Annotated in this window: 17 protein-coding genes and 3 pseudogenes; 8 read left to right on the plus strand and 12 right to left on the minus strand. The window is 69.2% G+C overall.

Annotated features, from left to right (window positions below; all coding sequences use genetic code 11):
- Positions 1 to 1393 (minus strand): collagen-like domain-containing protein (locus ACZ499_RS14385; protein WP_468674949.1); only part of this gene is annotated, 1393 nt, incomplete at its 3' end.
- A gap of 264 nt (positions 1394 to 1657) precedes the next feature.
- Entirely contained in the window at positions 1658 to 2263 is a 606-nt protein-coding gene (locus ACZ499_RS14390) for an IS3 family transposase (protein WP_468674950.1), read from the minus strand.
- A gap of 147 nt (positions 2264 to 2410) precedes the next feature.
- Between ACZ499_RS14390 and ACZ499_RS14395 the strand changes: the two genes are divergently transcribed.
- The gene (locus ACZ499_RS14395) at positions 2411 to 3007 is read left to right on the plus strand and encodes an HD domain-containing protein (RefSeq protein WP_468674952.1); all 597 of its coding nucleotides are present in this window, start codon (positions 2411 to 2413) and stop codon (positions 3005 to 3007) included.
- Positions 3008 to 3433: 426 nt separating this feature from the next.
- Here the strand turns inward: ACZ499_RS14395 and ACZ499_RS14400 are convergent, their stop codons facing one another.
- Both ACZ499_RS14400 and ACZ499_RS14405 read right to left on the minus strand, forming a co-directional pair.
- Positions 3434 to 3829 carry a zinc finger domain-containing protein gene (locus ACZ499_RS14400; protein WP_468674953.1) on the minus strand — a complete coding sequence of 132 codons (396 nt, stop codon included), beginning with the start codon at positions 3827 to 3829 and terminating at the stop codon, positions 3434 to 3436.
- Between the two features lie 162 nt (positions 3830 to 3991).
- Positions 3992 to 4954 carry a GlxA family transcriptional regulator gene (locus ACZ499_RS14405; RefSeq protein WP_468674954.1) on the minus strand — a complete coding sequence of 321 codons (963 nt, stop codon included), beginning with the start codon at positions 4952 to 4954 and terminating at the stop codon, positions 3992 to 3994.
- Between the two features lie 147 nt (positions 4955 to 5101).
- Here ACZ499_RS14405 and ACZ499_RS14410 point away from each other — a divergent pair, with 147 nt between their 5' ends.
- Positions 5102 to 5998 (plus strand): NAD-dependent epimerase/dehydratase family protein, encoded by an 897-nt coding sequence (locus tag ACZ499_RS14410; protein WP_468674955.1) that lies wholly within the window; start codon positions 5102 to 5104, stop codon positions 5996 to 5998.
- Between the two features lie 262 nt (positions 5999 to 6260).
- Positions 6261 to 6516 (plus strand): annotated as a pseudogene (locus ACZ499_RS14415) (IS5/IS1182 family transposase); the annotation flags it as partial.
- Between the two features lie 59 nt (positions 6517 to 6575).
- Here the strand turns inward: ACZ499_RS14415 and ACZ499_RS14420 are convergent.
- Positions 6576 to 7511 carry a helix-turn-helix domain-containing protein gene (locus tag ACZ499_RS14420; protein ID WP_468674956.1) on the minus strand — a complete coding sequence of 312 codons (936 nt, stop codon included), beginning with the start codon at positions 7509 to 7511 and terminating at the stop codon, positions 6576 to 6578.
- 128 nt (positions 7512 to 7639) lie between these two features.
- Between ACZ499_RS14420 and ACZ499_RS14425 the strand changes: the two genes are divergently transcribed.
- The 3 genes from ACZ499_RS14425 to ACZ499_RS14435 all read left to right on the plus strand — a co-directional run bounded on the left by ACZ499_RS14425 (position 7640) and on the right by ACZ499_RS14435 (position 10902).
- The gene (locus ACZ499_RS14425) at positions 7640 to 8683 is read left to right on the plus strand and encodes a saccharopine dehydrogenase family protein (protein WP_468674957.1); all 1044 of its coding nucleotides are present in this window, start codon (positions 7640 to 7642) and stop codon (positions 8681 to 8683) included.
- Positions 8684 to 8872: 189 nt separating this feature from the next.
- Positions 8873 to 9664, plus strand: coding sequence for an alpha/beta fold hydrolase (locus ACZ499_RS14430; RefSeq protein WP_468674959.1), 792 nt, complete (start codon positions 8873 to 8875; stop codon positions 9662 to 9664).
- A gap of 407 nt (positions 9665 to 10071) precedes the next feature.
- The gene (locus ACZ499_RS14435) at positions 10072 to 10902 is read left to right on the plus strand and encodes an alpha/beta fold hydrolase (RefSeq protein WP_468674961.1); all 831 of its coding nucleotides are present in this window, start codon (positions 10072 to 10074) and stop codon (positions 10900 to 10902) included.
- A gap of 326 nt (positions 10903 to 11228) precedes the next feature.
- Here ACZ499_RS14435 and ACZ499_RS14440 read toward each other — a convergent pair whose 3' ends face one another.
- Positions 11229 to 11735: a GNAT family N-acetyltransferase gene (locus ACZ499_RS14440; protein ID WP_468674962.1), complete on the minus strand. Its 507-nt coding sequence runs from the start codon at positions 11733 to 11735 to the stop codon at positions 11229 to 11231.
- Between the two features lie 72 nt (positions 11736 to 11807).
- Between ACZ499_RS14440 and ACZ499_RS14445 the strand changes: the two are divergent.
- Positions 11808 to 12113: pseudogene (locus tag ACZ499_RS14445) on the plus strand (RHS repeat-associated core domain-containing protein); the annotation flags it as partial.
- A 230-nt stretch (positions 12114 to 12343) separates the two neighbouring features.
- Here the strand turns inward: ACZ499_RS14445 and ACZ499_RS14450 are convergent.
- The 4 genes from ACZ499_RS14450 to ACZ499_RS14465 all read right to left on the minus strand — a co-directional run bounded on the left by ACZ499_RS14450 (position 12344) and on the right by ACZ499_RS14465 (position 14963).
- On the minus strand, positions 12344 to 12574 hold the full coding sequence (locus ACZ499_RS14450; protein WP_468411219.1) for a hypothetical protein: 231 nt from the start codon (positions 12572 to 12574) through the stop codon (positions 12344 to 12346).
- Positions 12575 to 12577: 3 nt separating this feature from the next.
- The gene (locus ACZ499_RS14455) at positions 12578 to 13915 is read right to left on the minus strand and encodes a WXG100-like domain-containing protein (RefSeq protein ID WP_468674966.1); all 1338 of its coding nucleotides are present in this window, start codon (positions 13913 to 13915) and stop codon (positions 12578 to 12580) included.
- Entirely contained in the window at positions 13912 to 14289 is a 378-nt protein-coding gene (locus ACZ499_RS14460; RefSeq protein WP_468674968.1) for a WXG100 family type VII secretion target, read from the minus strand. Before ACZ499_RS14460 ends, ACZ499_RS14455 begins: the two co-directional genes overlap by 4 nt.
- 377 nt (positions 14290 to 14666) lie before the next feature.
- On the minus strand, positions 14667 to 14963 hold the full coding sequence (locus tag ACZ499_RS14465; protein ID WP_468674969.1) for a hypothetical protein: 297 nt from the start codon (positions 14961 to 14963) through the stop codon (positions 14667 to 14669).
- Between the two features lie 178 nt (positions 14964 to 15141).
- Between ACZ499_RS14465 and ACZ499_RS14470 the strand changes: the two genes are divergently transcribed.
- Complete coding sequence (locus ACZ499_RS14470) at positions 15142 to 16308, plus strand: pentapeptide repeat-containing protein (RefSeq protein WP_468674971.1); 1167 nt, start codon at positions 15142 to 15144, stop codon at positions 16306 to 16308.
- 76 nt (positions 16309 to 16384) lie between these two features.
- Here ACZ499_RS14470 and ACZ499_RS14475 read toward each other — a convergent pair.
- Positions 16385 to 16573, minus strand: a pseudogene (locus tag ACZ499_RS14475) (ATP-binding protein); the annotation flags it as partial.
- A gap of 101 nt (positions 16574 to 16674) precedes the next feature.
- Positions 16675 to 17181, minus strand: a complete 507-nt coding sequence (locus ACZ499_RS14480; protein ID WP_468674973.1) for a hypothetical protein — start codon at positions 17179 to 17181, stop codon at positions 16675 to 16677.
- Positions 17182 to 19533 lie beyond the last annotated feature (2352 nt).

Here is a 19533-nt window from a genome sequence, read left to right on the forward strand (position 1 = left end):
CACCCGTGGTGCCTTGGTTGCCTTGGAACCCTTGTGTGCCTTGAGCCCCGGCGGTGCCCTGAGTGCCCTGGAACCCTTGCGTGCCCTGAGCGCCGGTGTCGCCTTGGTTGCCTTGGGCGCCGGTGGTGCCTTGGTTGCCTTGGTTGCCCTGGAACCCCTGTGTGCCCTGGGCGCCTGTGTCGCCCTGCGTGCCCTGCGTGCCTTGAGCCCCGGCGGTGCCTTGGTTGCCCTGGAACCCTTGCGTGCCTTGGTTGCCTTGGTTGCCTTGGTTGCCTTGAGTGCCTTGAGTGCCTTGAGTGCCTTGAGTGCCTTGGGCGCCGGTGGTGCCCTGGAACCCTTGTGTGCCCTGAGCGCCTGCGTCGCCCTGTGTGCCCTGGGTGCCTGTGTTGCCCTGGGTGCCGGTGGTGCCTTGGAACCCTTGTGTGCCCTGGGCGCCTGTGTCGCCCTGGGTGCCCTGGGTGCCTGTGTTGCCCTGGGTGCCTTGGGCGCCGGTGGTGCCTTGGAACCCTTGCGTGCCCTGGGCCCCTGTGTTGCCCTGGGTGCCTTGGGCGCCGGTGGTGCCTTGGAACCCTTGCGTGCCCTGAGCGCCTGCGTCGCCCTGGGTGCCTTGAGCCCCGGTGGTGCCTTGGTTGCCCTGAGCGCCTGCGTCGCCCTGCGTGCCCTGGGCGCCGGTGTCGCCCTGCGTGCCTTGAGCGCCTGTGGTGCCTTGGTTGCCCTGGTTGCCCTGGTTGCCCTGGTTGCCTTGGAACCCTTGGTTGCCCTGAGCGCCTGTGTCGCCCTGCGTGCCCTGCGTGCCTTGAGCCCCCGTGGTGCCCTGGTTGCCCTGAGCGCCTGCGTCGCCCTGCGTGCCCTGGGCGCCGGTGGTGCCCTGGTTGCCCTGAGTGCCCTGGAACCCTTGCGTGCCCTGGGTACCCGTATCGCCCTGCGTGCCCTGGGCGCCCGTATCACCCTGGTTGCCTTGGCTGCCTTGCGCGCCGGAGCCGCCCTGACTTCCCTGGGCTCCGGTACCGCCTTGGCTGCCCTGGGCCCCGGTGTCACCCTGAGCTCCCTGAGTCCCCTGAGCCCCCTGAGCTCCCTGAGCCCCCTGGGGGCCGTGATGGCCGTGATGGCTCGGGGGATTATGGCTCGGGTGCTTATGAGGCGTGCCGCTGCCGCCTTCGTCCTTGTCCGGTCCGTCACCACCGTCATCGGCCGTCCGCTGGGTGCGGGCCTTGAAATCGGCACTCATAGCGCCGTTCGGGCCTGGCACACCGAGGGAGTAATCGACGGACCCCTCTGTCGCGTTCGCTGGAGCGGTCGTCGACGAAGCAAGACTTACGACCAGGCCAAAGGTCCCCACTGAGAGCATGGTGGCGGTCCGGACCCACGATCTGCGCAAAGCCTGACGCTTCATCACGGAACCTTCCTGCAGCACTGAAAACGAATACACAGAGGTGTGTCACACGGGTATGTCGCACTGATTCGTTCGAGGGCATGACCATGTACCCGCACTGTTGTGCAGCCCAACCGCAGTGTTCAGCGTCCCAATTTTCACCCTAGCAACCGAAAATTCTGCACCGCGGCTCATAGGAGGGTTAACGGCAGATGTCGCTGTATTTCATGCGATTAGCGTATCGGCCTGCATTCGGGCTATTTTGCCTCCGAGGTTCCCCCGTCGTCAGGGAGGTGCTGATCGGTTGGTCAGAGAGGGTTGACGGGGGTTCAGGTTCGTTGGCTCGGCCGTCGCCTGCTTGGTGTAGTGCCTCTCCTCGAACTCGACGGGGCTGAGGAAGCCGCGCCGTTCCTGGATGCGTCGGCTGTTATGGAAACCGTCGATGTACTCGAAGAGCGCCAGGTACGCCTCAGCCCTCGTGGCAAAGGTGCGCCCGCGCAGGCCCTCCGTCTTGATCAGCATCCACAAGTTCTCCGCGAGGGCGTTGTCGTACGAGTCTCCGACGGATCCCATGGACGCCTCAATTCCCGCTCGCAGCAGGCTGGTTGTGAGCTTTATGGGCGCTCGCCAGCCGTGAGGCACCAGGTCGGCGTCCGCACGTCCGGAGGTCTCCCACGCGACGACACGGTGGGAGAATGCGTACCGGATCGCCGAGAGCCACAACGGCCCCTCACCGGTGGAGATCATCGTCAGGTCGGTGACCCACAGCCGGTTCGGTGCCGACGCGGTGAAGTCCCGGTTCACCAGGTCCGGGGCCAAGGTGGTCTTCGCGTCCCGGCGCGTGAAGCCCTTCTGGCGCGGGCACACCCCCGCCAGACCGTCATCGCGCATCAGCCCTGCTACCCGCGTACGGCCCTTCCCTCACGACAGGGCGATCAAGGACGGTTTGCGAAGGTCGCGTCCGCTGCCCGGGCGGCCGCGTTGGCGGGCAGCATGAAGCGAGGCGTGCGGGTGCCGCGGCGTTGCTAGGCTGCGCCGATGAGCATTCCGTCGGTGGACGAGATCCGCGAGCTCCACGTGAAACACGCCCCCTCCCAGGAGGCGTTCGCGCTGGTCTGGACCCACTGCGAGATCGTGTGGCGGATCGCCGAAGGCCTTATGGACAGCTCTCCCATGAGCCTGGACCGTGATCTGGTGCGGGCCGGGTGCCTGCTGCACGACATCGGCGTCTACCGCCTCTACGACGCTTCCGGCCGCCTTGATCAGGCCAACTACGTACGCCATGGCGTCCTGGGCCACGGCCTGCTCGCGGAAGAAGGTTTCCCCGAGGAGCTGTGCCGGTTCTGTTCCTGCCACACGGGGGTCGGGCTGACCAAGCACGACATCGAGCACCAGCAGCTTCCACTGCCGCCTGCCGACTACCTCGCCGAGTCGGCCGAGGAGCAGCTGGTGATGTTCGCGGACAAGTTCCACAGCAAGACCACGCCGCCCAAGTTCCTCACCCCCGACAGCTACGCCGCCTACGTGGGCCGCTTCGGCCCCGGCAAGACGCACGCCTTCCACCAGCTGCGCACCGTGTTCGGCGACCCTGCGCTGGAAGGCCTCGTCGCCGCGTACGGCCACGCCTTGCACTGACCCCGCGGCCCGGCACCGGGACTGACACCCTCGACAGTATGCAAAAGGCCAGGGCCCCGGGATCTGCCCGGGTCCTGGTCGGCGGAGTGCGGGTGGAGGGTGATCAGGCTTGTGACGGTGCGGCCTTCGTCGGGAACCCGGCGGAAGGGGCCCGGGAGGGTGGCGGGCCATTGCAGGTCGTGGCGGTTGCCGTAGGAGACGGGGCCCTCGGGGCTCGCGGTGACGAGCTTGGCGCTCTGGGCGCCGTCGAGGAAGCAGCCCCAGACCAGGTCGCCGGTGTCCGTTGCGAAGCGTGTGGCCTCGTCAGGGGGCACGCCGGGAAACGCGGTGGGTCACGCCGGGAAACGCGGTGCACGTCGGGAAACGCGGTGGAGCCGGGACGGCCGTCCGGCAGGCGCAGATGCGTGCGGCCGGCTGTGGTGGCGGTCACGAGCAGCCGGGCGGCGTGATGCTCGGCGAAGTTGGCGCGGTCGCCGGTGGAGCGGTCCCGGTTGGCGGGGTGATCGCGCAGCGTGGGCAGGGCGAGGGAAGGGCCCGGGCGGACTCGTGGCCTTCGAGGGTGCGGTCGCGGATGTACTCGCGTTCCCTGCCGGACATCGCGGCGAGCACGGTGAACACGATGCCGGAGGGGTCGTGCGAGCCCTTCAGCTCCGTGAGGAACTCGTTGAGTGCCTTGGCGAGGTGGGGCACGAGGCGGTAGCGGGCGGGGTGGTACTGGATGGCCACCTTGCCCTTGCCGGTCCGGCACGGGGAGCCCGCGGGGGCGGCGCAGGTGGGCATCGGGCCGTCGTGCGATTCCACGCGCTTGAAGTCGTCGCTCACGACCCCGGACTGTTGCCCCGGACCGTTTCATGAGCCTGTTTCAGGCGTCCAGTCGTTTGCAACGACTCATGGAACATGATCGCCGCAGGTGGACCGCCGCGCGGCGCGGTGTTTCACAGGCGACCACCTATGAAACGCCGCGTCCGGCCCGGTCACCCGCGGTCACTGACCAGTCTTCGCGCTCGGGCGGTGGGTGAAGGCGCCCCGGTAGGCGGCCGGGGTCATGCCGATCTGGCGGCTCAGGTGCTGGCGGAGCGATTCGCCGGAGCCGAGGCCGCTGTGGCGGGCCACATGGTCGACGGTGAGATCGGTGGTCTCCAGCAGCTCGCGGGCCCGCAGCAGCCGCTGCTGGAGCAGCCATTGGAACGGGGTCACGCCAGTCTCGGTGGTGAAGCGGCGGGTCAGGGTCCGCACACTGACCTTGGCCTGACCGGCCAGGTCGTGCAGGGAGATCGGCTGGTCCAAATGCTGCAGTGCCCAGATGCGGGCCGCGTCCAATGAGGAGTCGGTCTTGGCCGGTAGTGGGGTCTGCACGAACTGCGCCTGCCCGCCGTGGCGCACCGGGGTGACGACGGCGGCGCGGGCTGCCGCGTTGGCCACGGCCGCGCCGTAGTCGGAGCTGATCAGGTGCAGGCACAGGTCGATCCCGGCGGCCGAGCCCGCACCGGTGACGATCGGTCCGTCCTCGGCGAACAGCCGGTCGGCGTCCACGCGCACCGAAGGGAAGGCGCGCTGCAGTTCCTCGGCCAGGGCCCAGTGGGTGGTGGCAGCACGGCCGTCGAGGAGCCCGGCCTGGGCGAGGACGAAGGCGCCGCTGCAGATCGAGGCAATGCGCTTGCCCGCGGCGGCCGCCTCCCGCAAGGCGTCCAGTGCGGCCGGCTCGGCGTCGTGCCGACTGGCGGTCGAGGGGACGATCACCGTGTCCGCGGCCGCGACCGCCTGAAGGCCGTGCCGGATCACCACCTCGATGCCACCGGAGGCGGCGACCGTACCGGGCATGGCGGTGCACACCGTCACCTCATAGCCGGGGCGTCCCTCGAGTTCGGCGGCGCCGAGCAGCGTCGACGGCATGGACAGGTCGAAGGGCTTGACCGCGGGGACGGCCAGGACGGCAACACGATGCATGGCTAGATCCTTGGATCTCATGGCTTTCAGGCCACTGACCCTACCCTGCGGCCGCACGGCAGAGTTGGGCGAGCGATCGGGGCCCCGCGAACCACGTCTCCCTCTTCAGGGAAGCGTTCCATTTTGAGCGAAAACGGAGACAACGTCATGGCTGAATCAGTCGTCATCGGGGCAGGCGCGACCGGGGCCGCGACCGCAAGGCAACTGGCCGACAGCGGCAAGCCGGTCCGCCTCATCACCCGCAGCGGCAGTGGCCCTGACCACCCCGGCATCGAACGGATCGCCCTGGACGCGGGCCGCACTGACGAACTGGCCGAGGCGCTGGCCGGAGCGACCACGGTCTTCAACGCCGCCATGACCGCCTACCAGACCTGGCCGGAGACCATGCCGCCGTTGTTCGCTTCGATCCTCGCCGCGACCGAGCGGGCCGGGGCCGACTACGTGATGCTCGGCAACCACTACGGCTATCAGCAGACCACCGGGCCGGTCACCGAGCGCACCCCGATGGCCCCGCACACCCGAAAGGGCCGGGTGAGGGCCCAGCTGTGGCAGCAGGCCAAGGATGCCCACGACGAAGGGCGGCTGCGGGTCACCGAAGTGCGAGCCGGCCAGTACCTGGGCCCGGGCGCAGTCTCCGCGTTCACGCTGCTGGTCGCGCCCCGGGTCCGCGAGGGTGAACTGGCTCTCGTCCATGGCAATCCCGATGCGGCGCATTCGTTTTCGTACACCGAGGACGTCGCAGCGGCGCTGGTGGCGGTCAGCGGCGACGAGCGGGCCTGGGGGCGAGGCTGGCACGCCCCGGTCATCACCACGACCCTGCGCCAGGCCGCGACCGAACTCGCCGAACTCCACGGAGCGCCCCAACCGCGATTGGAGCCGCTCACCGAACGGGATATGACGCTGCTGTCCTTCACCGATCCGCTGTGGCGGGAGTTCGCCGAGATGAGCTACATGTCCGAGCGTCCGTTCCTCGTGGACGACAGCGATGTCCGCGACACCTTCGGACTCAAGCCTTCAACGCTCCGCGAAGCGCTGGCGGCCTGATGCCGCGGTGGGGGGGGGGGGGGGGGGGGGGGGGGGGGGGGGGGGGGGGGGGGGGGGGGGGGGGGGCCCCCCCCCCCCCCCCCCCCCCCCCACGCCTGGACATGAGGTGCGCGACCTGCTCGACGACCGCCGCACGGTCCAGCACTGCGTAGGCGCGCATCAGGCCGAGGCCCCGCGACGCGGCCACGTTCATCCGAGGCCGGTGAGGTCCTGGAAGTCCTTCATCGCTTCTCCGTCCGCGAGCGGTCGGCGGCCTCCCCCGGGCTGCGGGGGCGGGGTACGGCGGCGGCCGGACAAACTCCACGGCGACAAGGGCTACGACTACCCTCGCCAGCGGCAAGGGTTACGCTCGCGGGGCATCACACCCCGCATCGCCCGCCGCGGCATCGAGAACTCCGAATGCCTGGGCCGACATCGGTGGGTCGTCGAACGGACCATGCCCAACCGCCCGGTTCGGCGGATGCCGACGACTCCACCGCCGATACGAGCGCAAGCCCGAACACGTCCTCGCCTTCACCGCCCCGCAGCTACCCTCGTCTGCTACCGCCGACTCCGACTCCCCAAAGGAAATGCCTTGTCAGGGGCGGAAGGTGCGGCGATAGGTGTCGGGTGGGACCCCGACGCTGCGGTGGAAGTGGCGGCGCAGGGTGGTGGCGGTGCCCATACCGGTGGCCGCGGCGATGGTGTCCACGGTGGCGTTGGTGGTCTCCAGCAGTTCCTGGGCATGGCGGATGCGCTGGGTGTGGAGCCACTGCAGCGGCGTGGTGCCGGTGAGGTGTTTGAAGTGCCGGCCGAGGTGGCGTGAGCTCATACGGGCCTGGCGGGCCAGGTCCTCCACGCTGAGCGGTTGGTCCAGTCGCTCCAACGCCCAGGGGAAGAGTCCACTCAGGGGGTGGTTGCCGGGGGCGGGGAGGGGGGTGGCGATGAACTGGGCCTGGCCGCCGTCGCGGTGGGGTGGGATGACCAGACGTCGGGCGATCTTGTTGGCGTTGGCCGAGCCGTGGTCGAGGCGGACCAGGTGCAGGCACAGGTCCATGGCGGCGGCCTTGCCCGCGGAGGTGAGGACGTCGCCGTTGTCGACGTAGAGGACGTCCGGATCGACGGTGGCCGCTGGGTGGCGCCGGGCCAGTTCCCGTGTGTGAGCCCAGTGTGTGGTGGCGCGCCGGCCGTCGAGCAGTCCTGCCGCGCCCAGGACGAAGGCGCCCGTGCACAGTGAGGCCACGCGGGCACCGGCCGCGTGAGCGGCGCGCACCGCCTCGACCAGTTCGGGTGGCGGTTCGCGGTCCGTGTCGGCCCAGCCGGGGACGATCACCGTGTCCGCGTGCGCGAGGTGGTCGAGTCCATGGTCGGGTTCAAGGCGGAAGCGGTCGACGCGCACCGGGCCGTTCCCGCAGAGGGAGAAGTCGTACCAGGGATCCACGATGTGGGTCAGGTCGGACCCGAAGATCTCGACGGCCACGGACAGTTCGTAGTGGAGCATGCCATCGGTGACGGCCAGCGCGACAGTGGGCATGTCCGAAACTGTACGTGGCATGTCGTTTCCGACGCTCGTGCGGGGTGCTGCCGCGAGGACAGGATAGGCGTGTCAGGCCGCAGCGGATCGACATCGCAGCGGGCGTTCGAGTGCAGGGGAGCAGTCTCATGGGGTCAGGTCAGCTGGTGGCGGTTTTCGGCGCGTACGGTCACACGGGACGGTTCGTGGTCGCGGAGCTGGCCGCGCGCGGGTTCGTCCCGGTGCCGTCGGGGCGCAACGCGCAGGCTCTGGAGGAGCTGGCCGGCGAGCACGGGCTGGAGGCCCGGGTGGCGTCGGTCGGGGACCGGGCTTCGCTGGACCGGGCTCTGGCGGGAACGGCGGCGGTCATCAACTGCGCCGGCCCCTTCGCCTCGACCACCGGCCCCGTCATCGAGGCCGCGCTGCGCGCGGGGATCCCGTACCTGGACGTGGCCGCCGAACTCGAGGCGAATCTCGACACCTTCGCCCACTACCGCGAGCGGGCCCGGGACGCGGGAGCGGTGATCGTCCCGGCCATGGCCTTCTTCGGCGGTCTCGGCGACCTGCTGGCCACCGCGGCGATGGGCGACTGGACCGAAGCCGACGAGGCCCACATCGCCTACGCGCTCAGCAGCTGGCACCCCACCGCCGGCACCCGGCTCTCGGGCGCGGTCTCCCGCGAGCGGCGCGGCGACCACCGCCTGCGCTACAGCGGCGGACAGTGGGAGCACCGCATCGACCAGGCGCCCACCCTGGAGTGGACCTTCCCGGACCCGATGGGGCCCCGGCAGGTGATCGGGGAGTTCACGATGGCGGACGTCGTCACCGTCCCCCAGCACCTGTCCATCCCCGATGTGACCACCTACATGACCGCCGACGCCGTCCGCGACATCGCCGCCCCCCACACACCGCCCCCGACCGCCGCCGACAAGAGCGGGCGCTCGGACCAGACCTTCCTCGTCGATGTCGTCGTACGCTCGGGCGGAGCCGAACGCCGGGCCACGGCCGGCGGCCAGGACATTTACGCGGTCACCGCGCCCCTGGTCGCCGAGGCCCTCGAACGCGTCCTGACCGGCCGCACCAAGACCACCGGCGTCGCCTCCGCCGGGGAGATCTTCGACGCCCCGGACTTCCTGCACGCGCTCGCCCCGCACATCACCCTCGACCTGAACCCACAGAAGCAGATCGCCTGACCCCACCCCTCCACCCGCGAGGCCGTCGTCCGCTTGCTACGCGCCGAGCGCGCCGCGGCCCCAGGGCTCCGGCCCCTCCAAGTCATCTATTCGGTGTCATCTATTCGGTTGTACAGAACAAGCGCCTCAGACGTCGACCTCGGCAAGGACCCGCTACCCCGCACCTCGAACCGAGGGAGTATCACCGCGATGACCGCCCTGCCCACCCGTGCCACCATGACCTTCGACGGTCGCACCCTGTCCTACCTGGACTACGGCGGCAACGGCCGCCCCCTCGTAGCACTGCACGGCCACCTCTCCGAAGGCGCGTCCTTCGCCGCCCTGGCCTTTGCCCTCGGCCCTGAGTGGCGCGTGATCGCCCCTGACCAGCGCGGCCACGGCGACTCCCAGCGCGCCCGCGAATACACCCGCATCGGCTACCTCGCCGACCTCCTCGCCCTCCTCGACCACCTCGGCATCGACCGGGCGGTCTTCCTCGGCCACTCCCTCGGAGCGGTCAACGCCTACCACCTGGCCTGCGAACGCCCCGAACTGGTCGAGGCCCTGATCAATATCGACACCGCCGTCGACCTCCCCGACCACGGAACCAGCCCCCTCGCCTTCGTGCTCGACTTCCCCTACACCGCTGCCACCCGCGAGGAACTGGCCGCCGCCTGCGGACCCCTCGCCGCCGTTCTCGGCCCCGTGCTGCGCCCGCTGCCCGGCGGCGCCGGCTGGCGGCTGCCTTTCCACCCGCAGGACACCGTCGACTCCGAGAACCTCGTCCACGGTGACCACTGGAAACAGTGGCTCGCCACCGACTGCCCCGCGCTCCTCATCCATGGGCTGCGCAGCCAGGTCCTGCCCGCCGAACAGGCCCATGCCATGTGCTCCAGGCGCCCCGGCACGGTCTACCGCCGGCTGGACACCGACCACTTCGTCCAACAGGCCGACCCCGAGGGCTTCGCCACCGCGGTCCGGGAGTTCCTCGCGGGCATCTGAACCACCGTGATGACCGGTCCGCCGCGCCCGCCGCCGACGCTGCCGGATCAACCGGAGGAACCAACCCGGTGTTCTCGCTGCAGGCCCACGCGTTGTCGGTCGGGACCCGTTCGACGGTGACGCCCAGGGCCGCGAACCAGGCGGTCCGTTGCTGGGGCTTCCCCTCAGGGCGAGAACCCCCTGCCCCCTGCCCCCTGCCCCCTGCCCCCTGCCCCCTGCCCCCTGCCCCCTGCCCCCTTCGCCTGAGCGAAGAGCGCCGTCGAGATCCTCGAACGCCTGGCCTCGATTCCCGGCGCAGGAGACCAGGTAAGCGCCTCGGCCGTGCCCTCGGAGGTAATGGCCCGGCCTGTGGCACCGGGCAAGGATGGTGCCACGCCCCACAGCCGCCCCACGGAAGGACCCCCGTCATGCCGTACTTCGAGTCCACGACCGATCACACCCGCCTCCACTTCGCCGACTACGGTCCGGCGAGCGGCCCCGTCATCGTCTTCGTCAACGGCTCCTACTTCAGCACCGAGATGTGGGAGTACCAGATGCTGCCCCTGGCGGCCGAGGGGTTCCGGTGCGTGGGGCTCGACCGCAGGGGACACGGCAGATCCGAGGACGTCTGGGGCGGCTTCGACCTCGATACGCTGGCTGGGGATCTGGGCGCCCTGCTCGACCACTTGGACCTGCTCGACGTCACGCTGGTCGGGCACTCCTTCGGCACCGCCGAGGTCGTCCGCCACCTGACCCTCGGCTGTGGTGAGCGGGTGGCCAGGGTGGTACTCGTCAGCGGAGTGGCGCCGGGGCCGGCCCGGTCTCCGGATCACGCCGAGGGACTGGATCCAGAGCTCATCCGCGCGTTCAACGAGACCTTCCGGCAGGACCGGGCGAAGTTCTTCGCCGACGGGGCGAACGCTTTCTTCGCCCGCCATCTTCCGGGCCCCACGGTGTCGGACGCGTACGTGGCGCACATGGTGGACCTCTGCCATGGAGCGACGGCTCGGGCCGGGACGGCCCTCAACGACCTTCTGCCCTCACTGAACCTCGTACCGGAGCTGGCGAAGATCGACTGCCCGGTCCTCGTCGTGCACGGGTCCGCCGACGCTTCCGCCCCGCTCCACCTCACGGGCCGCCGTGCAGCCGCCCTGATCCCGGGTGCGGCACTGCACGTGTACGAGAACGCGGGCCACGGGCTGTTCGCGACCCACGCGGACCGCCTCAACGAAGACCTGCGCACCTTCGCCCGTACCTGAGTAAGGCTGCCGGCGTCTGTTGGAAGCCTTGGCGGGTGAGGCGTCCGAGGCGGCTGCGGGTGATGTTGACGGACGCCTCGTCGGCGGGCATGCCGAGGAGTTGGTGCAGCTCACGGGCTCTGAACGCCTGGGCGGGGTGCTGGTTGAAGGCGTCCGAAGTTCTCGCAGAAGCGGACAACCGGCCTCCCGCGAGGCCCAACGCGACTGATCCACTTGGCACTGACGGTCAGCAGTCCCACCAAGAGGTCACCGGGCCCTCAAGCCAGCCCAATTGTCGCACCACCACGCGGCTCCATCAGCGCAACCGGCAAACCGAGGCCCGCCCGTCAGCCGCTGACCACGGGATCGAGAGCCTTTGCCATGACCAATTCCCTGCGCACACCATCCGGCAGCAGGTCGCCCGGCTCCCCGGTGTCCTTGAAGCCGTGACGTTCATAGAGCGCGATAGCTGCACGATTATCCGGCATCACTGACAACCGCAAGGTCCCAGCGTCCCTCTGCACAGCCCACTGCGCGATCTCTTCGATCAAGAGGTCTCCCACCCCCTGACCTCGAACCGTGGGGCTGACCCACATCGAGATCAACTCCACGGCATCTGGCTGCTCAGCCGGTACACCGCTGGCCATCCCGACCGGCCCGCTCGCGCGGACTGCGACAACGTTGTGAGACCGAGGAATCCCTAGGCGGTCTCTCCAGCGTTCCTCCCGGTCGCCCTGCCCCTGCCACTCCGCCAACGTCGAGCCGAAGGCATACGGCGCCTCGGCAAGCGCTGCTAGCCGCAGGTCGCGCCACACCGGCCAGTCATCCGGTCCCAGAGAACTCAGTTCGATCATGTCAAGACGATGCTCCCAGACGGGAGTCATCGCAACCAAGATTAGAAACAGGCACTCACGGAGAAGACCCCGCAGCCCTGCCGCTTCACCGCCGGCTACAAGAACCCCACCGGCCTCTACCACCTCGGCGCCCGCTACTACGACCCCAACCTGGGCCGCTTCACCCAGCCCGACCCCTCGGACCAGGAGAAGAACCCCTACCTCTTGTGGTGCGCGCATGTGTCTGCGCACCACACCTCACCCGAGCAGAGGAGAGATGCTTGTCGCACTCGCGGCGTGAGCCGGGCCGCGAAGTCCTCCGGCGCGCCGAACTCCTCGTACGGGTCGCTGGCAGCCATGATCCTTCACGGCAGGGCGAAGCGAGGACGCGGGAAGTGACGGGTCCGTCCCAGTACTTCACCGGGCTGCCGGGGCTGTCTCCGTTTTGAGTTGCTTCGAACAAGGAGAGGCGTGCGCCTGAGGGGAGCATGGAAGCAGCACGCCTGACTCACGCTCCGTCGAAGGCTGTGCCCGTCTGGTTACCGGCGAAGGTTGCGCCTGTTGCGCAGGAGGGGGGTGCACCGGCCGGCCGTCGACGGACTGCCGGACGACGGCCCACGACGTCAGGCTCAGGAGTTGACTGTCAATCGCTCCGGGGCCTTCCCCTCGCGGCTCCACGCTGTGGCGACCTTCCTCGCTACAGCCCGGTAGACGACGTTTTCGATGCCGTCTTCAGGATGGAGTTTTTCGTTGATCTTATCGAGGATCAGGAAACGCTCCGCGTCGATTCCGTTCGAAAACGAGTAGCGCACTTCCTGCTCACTCTCGCCGACTTTCTTGATTTCAGAGAAGATTGCCATCGTTCACTCCCATGGGGCGTTGTAGTCCTCGCGTCCGGGAGGCGTGATCTCGCTCGCCTCCCAGTTGGCAACTTTGTTTGCCGCCGCATGAGCTTCCGAGTACGGAGCTCCTGGATGATCGACATAGTACTGGTGCTCGGCGAGTTCGTGCTCGAACAGCAGGAGGTCGGAGTCGGTGTGGCGGCCGGCCCTGAGGCGCACCCACGCCTCCGCCATGTCGGGGTTGGGATCGTATCGGGCGTGGACGATCTCGCCGTCGTAGGACGTCAATGGGTGAGTTTCTTCGAATATATGCTGCTTGACCGCGGCAATCTCATCCCTTGAAAACCCTTGACCGCCATGTATGCGCGGGGCATTCTGCAACGATCCCGCCAGGGCATCGACGTCATCCGCAGAGCGGAAGGATTCGTAGGCATCGGTGGCCCATGTCTCCGTACGTTCGTAAGCGCGAACCGTACCGTCATCACGGGGGCGGAGCGACCCTCCCGATTGATGAAGGTCATAGCCCGGTGGCAATTCCCCGGGCAAGGGATCTCTCCCACCCGCCAGCGGAGCGCGGGCACCACCCCACTCGGGACCATAGGCAAGGTCGGCGAGGGTGAGGCGCGGGCCGGTTCCGGACAGGAGGCTGCCCCATCCTCCGGCTTCGCCCGCAACGCGCGCAGTAGCGCCACCAGCCCCGAACAACCCGCCGTACAGCATCCCGTCGGTGGCCGCACGGCTGGCTTCGTCAAGGCTGAACCCGTCTTGCAGGCCCGAGGCGATCTTGAGGGGCTGGGCGACGGCGAGGTCGACAGTTACGGATTCGATGCCCGCGATGGCCGCGGTGGCGAAAGCGGCACCCGCGATGGTGGCGACCTCCGTCGTGAGGGCCACCCCCACGGTGGCGGCCAGGTCGACGATCGCGGCCGTGGCTGTCGCGGCGGCGGCTTCGGTCGCCCCCAGCGTGAAGAAGGCGAGGGCAGTGCCCGCAACGATCACGGCGCCGGCGATCTCCAGCTCGTGGTCGAGCTTCTTCTTTGCGTCCGCGACGGCGTCGGCGTACTGGTCGATCCCCTTCGCCAGGTCGCGGGGACCATCGACGAGGTCCTGTAGCCAGCCCTTCTTGTCATGGTAATAACGGCGCCAGAAGGGGTCGTTGAACGCCGAGATCGCCTCGCCGCTGTTGTGGTGGATCAGCGCCTGAGCTGCCTTGTCGGCGGCCGCGGCGACGTCTTCCATGTCATCTGCGAACTTCCGCCAGGCGTCGGCGATGTTGCGGAGCTTGCCCACGTCACCGGCGGGCCACTCGATGCCGGTGACGTCGGTGACGATCTCCCGGACCTTGTCACCGGCACTCACTGCTCCTGCCCCCGATGGGGGTTCCCGGCCTCTTGGCGCTCGTGCGGCTTCGGGACGGCCCTGCGGAACATGGAGCCGACCAGGGCGTCATTGTCGATGTGCCCGTCCGCCATGTCGGACATGGCCAGATGAATGCTGGCCAGGCCGTCCTTGATGATCGTGGCGGACTGCTCGATCCGGGTCACGAGCGGGCCGTACTTGTCGTGGAACTTCGTGCCGGGGTCGTCATCGCCCCAAGCCGCGCCCGCCGTGGCCAACGACGCCCGGAGCGTGGTCAGAGCCCGCTCCACCGCCACGCTCTGCTCGTGGAACGTCGGTGCTGTCGCCTTGAGATCGGCGGTCTTGATGTCAAGGATCTTGCCGTCGTCACTCACCGTTTCCCCCCTTCGTCTCGGCGGCTGCCACCCTAACCGCCGAGCGCTGTTCGCGACTGCGAGCACCTAAAAGATCAAGCAAAGAAACGTTTGGCGCCATCGGTGGGTGCGAAGGGGTGACCGCCGCCGCAACCGAGACATGGGCTGGGACGGGTGTGCGGGCACTCGTTCGCGGTGTCGGTGTACGTGAACGAGGTGGTGCGGTCACCAGGGAGCCCTGAGTGGCGTTTCTGCGGCTCACTCGAAGGCACAGAAAAGGGAACGTCACGGCCTGCCGGGAGGCTGCTTTGCAGGGACCTGGTGGAAAGAGCTCTGCTCACCCCGGAGACTTCGAATCCGGGGCGAGCGGAGCGTCGGCGGTTCTGCCCGATGGTTGGTCAGATGAGCGAGTCGTACGTGCTCCAGCCAGTGCCGATCTTGGTGCGGGTCGTGAAGGGGGCGGCCGGGTTGCCGGTTCCGAGGTAGTGCCAGAAACCGCCGTCGCGGTCCACGGCCACGAGGTCGGCTTTGCCGTCGCCGGTGGTGTCGCCGGTGGTGAGGATGCGGGTGTAGGTGTTCCAGCCTCCGCCGATCTTGGTGCGAGACGTGAAGGGGGCGGCCGGGTTGCCAGTGCTGCGGTAGAGCCAGAGGATGCCGTCGCGGTCGCGAGTGGTTCTGCAGGCGAGAGTGGGCAACGTTTATCGACGGTTTCGGGCAGCACTTAGCGATCACAAGGCTCGAAAATGTCGATGAGAACTGGCAACGCTCTGCCGTCGTCCGGTGATTGCCCGTCGGGTCAGTGGGAGTGGAGCGCCGCCGCTCCAAGTCGTACATCTTGATCGTCTTCTGAGCGGCGCCTAGGCTCCCATGCCCATGGAGATGGGGGAGTCGGACCGCGGTCGCAGGCCGTGGCGCGACCGGCTGGTCAGGCATCGTGCGATCGGGGCCCTGCTCGCCGGGACAGCAGGGCTGGCCGTTCTGGGCGCGGTGCTCGTCGTCTTGCCGGGTGTGGTGGTCGACCACGATCTCGCCGGGGCGAGCGTCGCTGCGCAGGACCGGCTGAAGGCGGTGAACGACGTCCGTACGACACTTCTGCAGGCCGTGGGCGGCATGGTCGTGCTGTTCGGCGCGTACGCCACCTGGCGGCAACTACGCGTCAGCCAGGACAGCTTGCGCGCCACCCAGGAAGGCTATGTCACCGACCGGTTCAGCACGGCCGTCGATCAGCTCGGCAGTGACAAGCTGGAAACACGCATCGGCGGGCTCCACGCACTGTGGCGGATCGCGGAGCACTCCGCCCGCGACCGCGAGGCCGTCATCTCCATCCAGGCCGCTTACCTGCGTACACACCTGCCCTGGCCGCCCGCCGGACCGGAAGCTCCAGCGACGGACGTGCCCATCAACGACGTCGTGCCGCTGGAGGTCCGTGCCGCCGACGCCCAGGTGGCACTGACTGGGCTCGGCGTGTTGTTGCTGCAACCCCGGGAGCAGTCCTGGGTGAACCTCAGTGTTACGGACCTGCGCCGGGCCGACTGCGACGGGCTGTGGCTGCATGAGGTCAACCTCGACCGGTCCTGTATGGAGGCGGCGGGCCTGTACCACGCCAACCTGACGCAGGCGTCTCTCGTCTCGGTCAACTTGCGGCACGCCGACCTCAAGACGGCGATCCTGCGCCGGGCACGCTGCGTTCTGGCTGACCTGCGGGGCGCACGGCTGGTCGAAACCGACTTGCGTGACGCGGACTTCACCGAGGCCGACCTGCGCGAGGCGAACCTGCGCAAGGCCGACGCAGGCGGCGCTGTCTTCTGCCGCGCCGACTTGCGCCTGGCCGACTTGCGTGGCTCCGACTTGAGCACGGCCGACCTTCTCCAGGCACGTCTGACCGGCGCGGTGGCCAGCGAGCACACTCGCTGGCCAGCCGGTTTCGACCACGCGGCCGCCGGCGTCGTTGTTACCGAGGATCCCGGCCCCGAACCTCCGCCACTGCTCCAGCCCTCAGGGATAACGACGCAGCACCCGCCCCTGCGGTCCATGCCGTGACCGAGGGGCCCGAGTGAAGACCGTTGCGCGCGGGGAGGACCGGGCCGACGTAACTCCTCCTCTGTGGCGGCCGTGGTCAGCTCGTGGCAGCGTCCTGCCCTGCGGCGGCCCGGGCCTTGGTGCTGGCGAGCCGGTAGGACTCGGTTCCGGTCTCGATGATGTTGCCGCCGAAGGTGAGCCGGTCCACGATGGCCGCACAAAGCCGCGGATCGGTAGAGGTCTTCGTCCACCCCCCGAACGACTCGTTCGAGGCGATGGCCGGTGAAGCGGAAGGTATGGGGGTGAGTGGTTGGCACCGAGGGCACCGTGTCCATCGGCGATGCGGGCCATCGCGCTGCGGGTGGGAACCCATCGCGGCCAGTGGTGTCAGCTGGTGCCGATGTCGTATGAGACCGCGGTGCCGTAGCGGTAGGTATTGAAGACACCGCTGCTGGCCCCGACCTTGAACTCCACTTTCTCGCCGCTCTTACGGCTCCCCTTGATGGTGATGTGCTGCGGTGCGTCGTCGCACCAGATTCCCTTGTACTGCCAGCTTGCGGATACGGCTCCGTATCCGAGGCGGACTGACTGGCGGGTCAAGGTGTGGGAGTCGCAGTAGGCGTCGAGTTCGCCGTCGACGATGTAGCCGGTCGCGCCATCGGGCTTGACCGTGCCGTTGAACCGCACGTCGTAATAGCCTTCGCTGTCCTGGTAGCTGACGTGGACCTGGCGGGTCGCGGCTGCAGCCGGAGAGGTGGCGGCCAGGGGGAGGGCGAAGGCGCCGAAGGCGACCGCAGCGGCGGCCAGACGCCAGGGCCGGGAACGCCCAGGGGCCGGCGGAGCGGCCATGGGCCGGGTGGAGCCGGATTCCTGGAGCATCGCGATGTTCTTCATGGCCAGGCCAACGAGAGCGCGGCAGAGAGGTCACCGCGAGGTCTGTGCGGATGAGCGCCGGATCGAAGCAAGAACCGTTGCACTTCTGCCAGCTCACGCGGCCGGGACACGGCCACTTCCGCGTGATGCGGACAGGCGGACGGTCATGCCTGCGAGGCAGCCCGGGGCGCCGATGATGTCGTAGCGGTCGAGGCGGTAGCCGTCGGCGCTCCCAGGTGAGGGACCTGGCGACAGTTGCCGCCTCATCGCCGCTCGCCCCTGGCAAGTTGCGTGTTCGGCGGCCGTGCCCGGGCCGGTTATGAGCGGCCCGGGCACGGGGGGTGTCAGTAGGTGATGACGACTGCCCCGTCACCGCCCTTGGCGCCTGCGGCCCCGTTGGGGCCGGCGAGTCCGGCCCTTCCGTCCAGGCCCCTCCACTTTTCGCCCTTGGCGTTGCCGACGTTGGGTTCCCATTCGCCTCCCTGGCCGCCGTTTCCGCCGCCGGTGCCGTGCGCTCCTGGGCCACCGTTTCCGCCGGCACCGTAGGACATGCCGTCCGCTACGGCCGGTGTGCCGCCGGAGCCAGAGGCGCCGTGACTACCTCCATGCCCGCCTTTCCCGGGCCTGCTGACGCCTCCCTTTTCGTTGTGGGTGCCGTCGACCCCCTTGTTGCCGGGTAGGCCGGTACCTCCGGGCTGACCGGGCTTGCCCTCCACCGCTGCGACCTTCTCCCCAGACCTGCCGCAGGGGTATCGCGCGGGGGAGTTGCCCCCGACGCCGGTTCCGCCCGCGCCACCGTCCTTGCCACCGGCTCCGCCGCCGCCACCGGCTCCGCCGGCGACTGTGCCGTTGTAGCCGCCCCCACCTCCCGAACCAGCGCTGCCGGACCGCCCCGGCTCACCGCCGATTCCCTCCGGCGCACCCGCGACCGACTCCAGGAATTTGTTGCTTCCGTCACGGATCTCGATGCCCGAGCCCGACGCGCGGCCACCGACGTGACCGCCGCCGCTGGCCGCACCACCGCCAGTCCCATCGGTTCCACCGCCGAATGTGCTGCCACCGCCCTCCCCATGAGCCCCCGCCGATCCGCCGGGGCCTCCCGCACCGCCCGACGCGCCGCCCCCGACGACGATCCGCAGCTTCCACCCCGGCGCCACGGACAGCCGGCACTGAACGAAGGAGCCGCTGCTCGCGCCCGCGCCGCCGCCGCCACCCGCACTGCCACCGCCGCCACCCCCACCACCGCCGGCTGTCCCCACGGCGTTGGACCCACCCCCGTTGCCGCCGCCGCCACCACCGCCGGAACCTCCGGTTCCACCGCCGCCGCCACCACCGCCGCCGGCACCCCAGGAATACACGGTGATCTCGTTCACTCCCTGCGGGACCACCCAATCCCACTGTCCCGGCTGCTCCCACCGCTTGGTCTGCTGCGCACTGGGGACATCAGCCGGCTGAGCCTGAACGGCCTGAGTGCCGCTCACCACGGCCGCGCTTACCAGGACAGCCACTCCGAGCATGTTTTTGATCATGACTGCACAACGAACCGCGACCTCGCGCGTCACCCCCTGCGGCCGACGGAACTCCCCCCTGCTGAAGGCATACGCCCGGCTCCGCCCCGACGGCCGCACCATCCCGCTACGCCCCGAGCCGCCCGCGAGTTCGCCGAGCACCTCACCCCGGCTGGCCCCGGCCATCCCTGGACTGGCGCGAAGTTCTCCTCGGCATTGGGCACCCACGACGTCCTCGACACCGCCCTCGTCGGGCCCGGCCTCGTGGCGGAGATCAGTGCCGACACCTCCATGACCGGAGCGGTGGTTCATACGCTCTCTGTGGCGGGCAGCAGCGGGGCCTGCCCTTTGTGTATGGGGGAATGGGGAGGCCGCAGGTGGTCCGCGTCTCCCTCATCGGTGACAGCTGGCTCTCCGCGTCCACAGCAGGTCCGGCGGCCGTCCGTGTGGGTGGTGGGGAGGCGCGTGATCGAGCGGGGGATCGAGGACGGGGTGGAGGTGATCCGGTACGGCAAGGACGGCATCTGCCGGGTGCGGCCGCCCGGCGGTCCCGAATGGAGTCCACCGGCAGGGAGCCAATCACACCGGCCCTTTGACCAGGGGCTTCAGGTTGGCGGTAGCTCAGTGGACGACATCGTGTGGGAGTGCGCGACATCGACGGGGGCGATGCCGCGCATCCACCCGATGCGCACCACTCCCGCGCCGTCGGCCGCGCCGGTGGTGCGCACGGGTGGTGCGCACGGGTGGAGTCGGCATGCACCGGGTGGATGCGCACCACCGCACCAGTGCGCGTCCACCCCCTCAGTGGTGTGGCTACCGGTGCGCACCGGGTGCGGAGTGCACCGCGTGAGCCGGCACCAGGCGC

It is taken from the genome of Streptomyces sp. NPDC031265, from assembly GCF_055570295.1.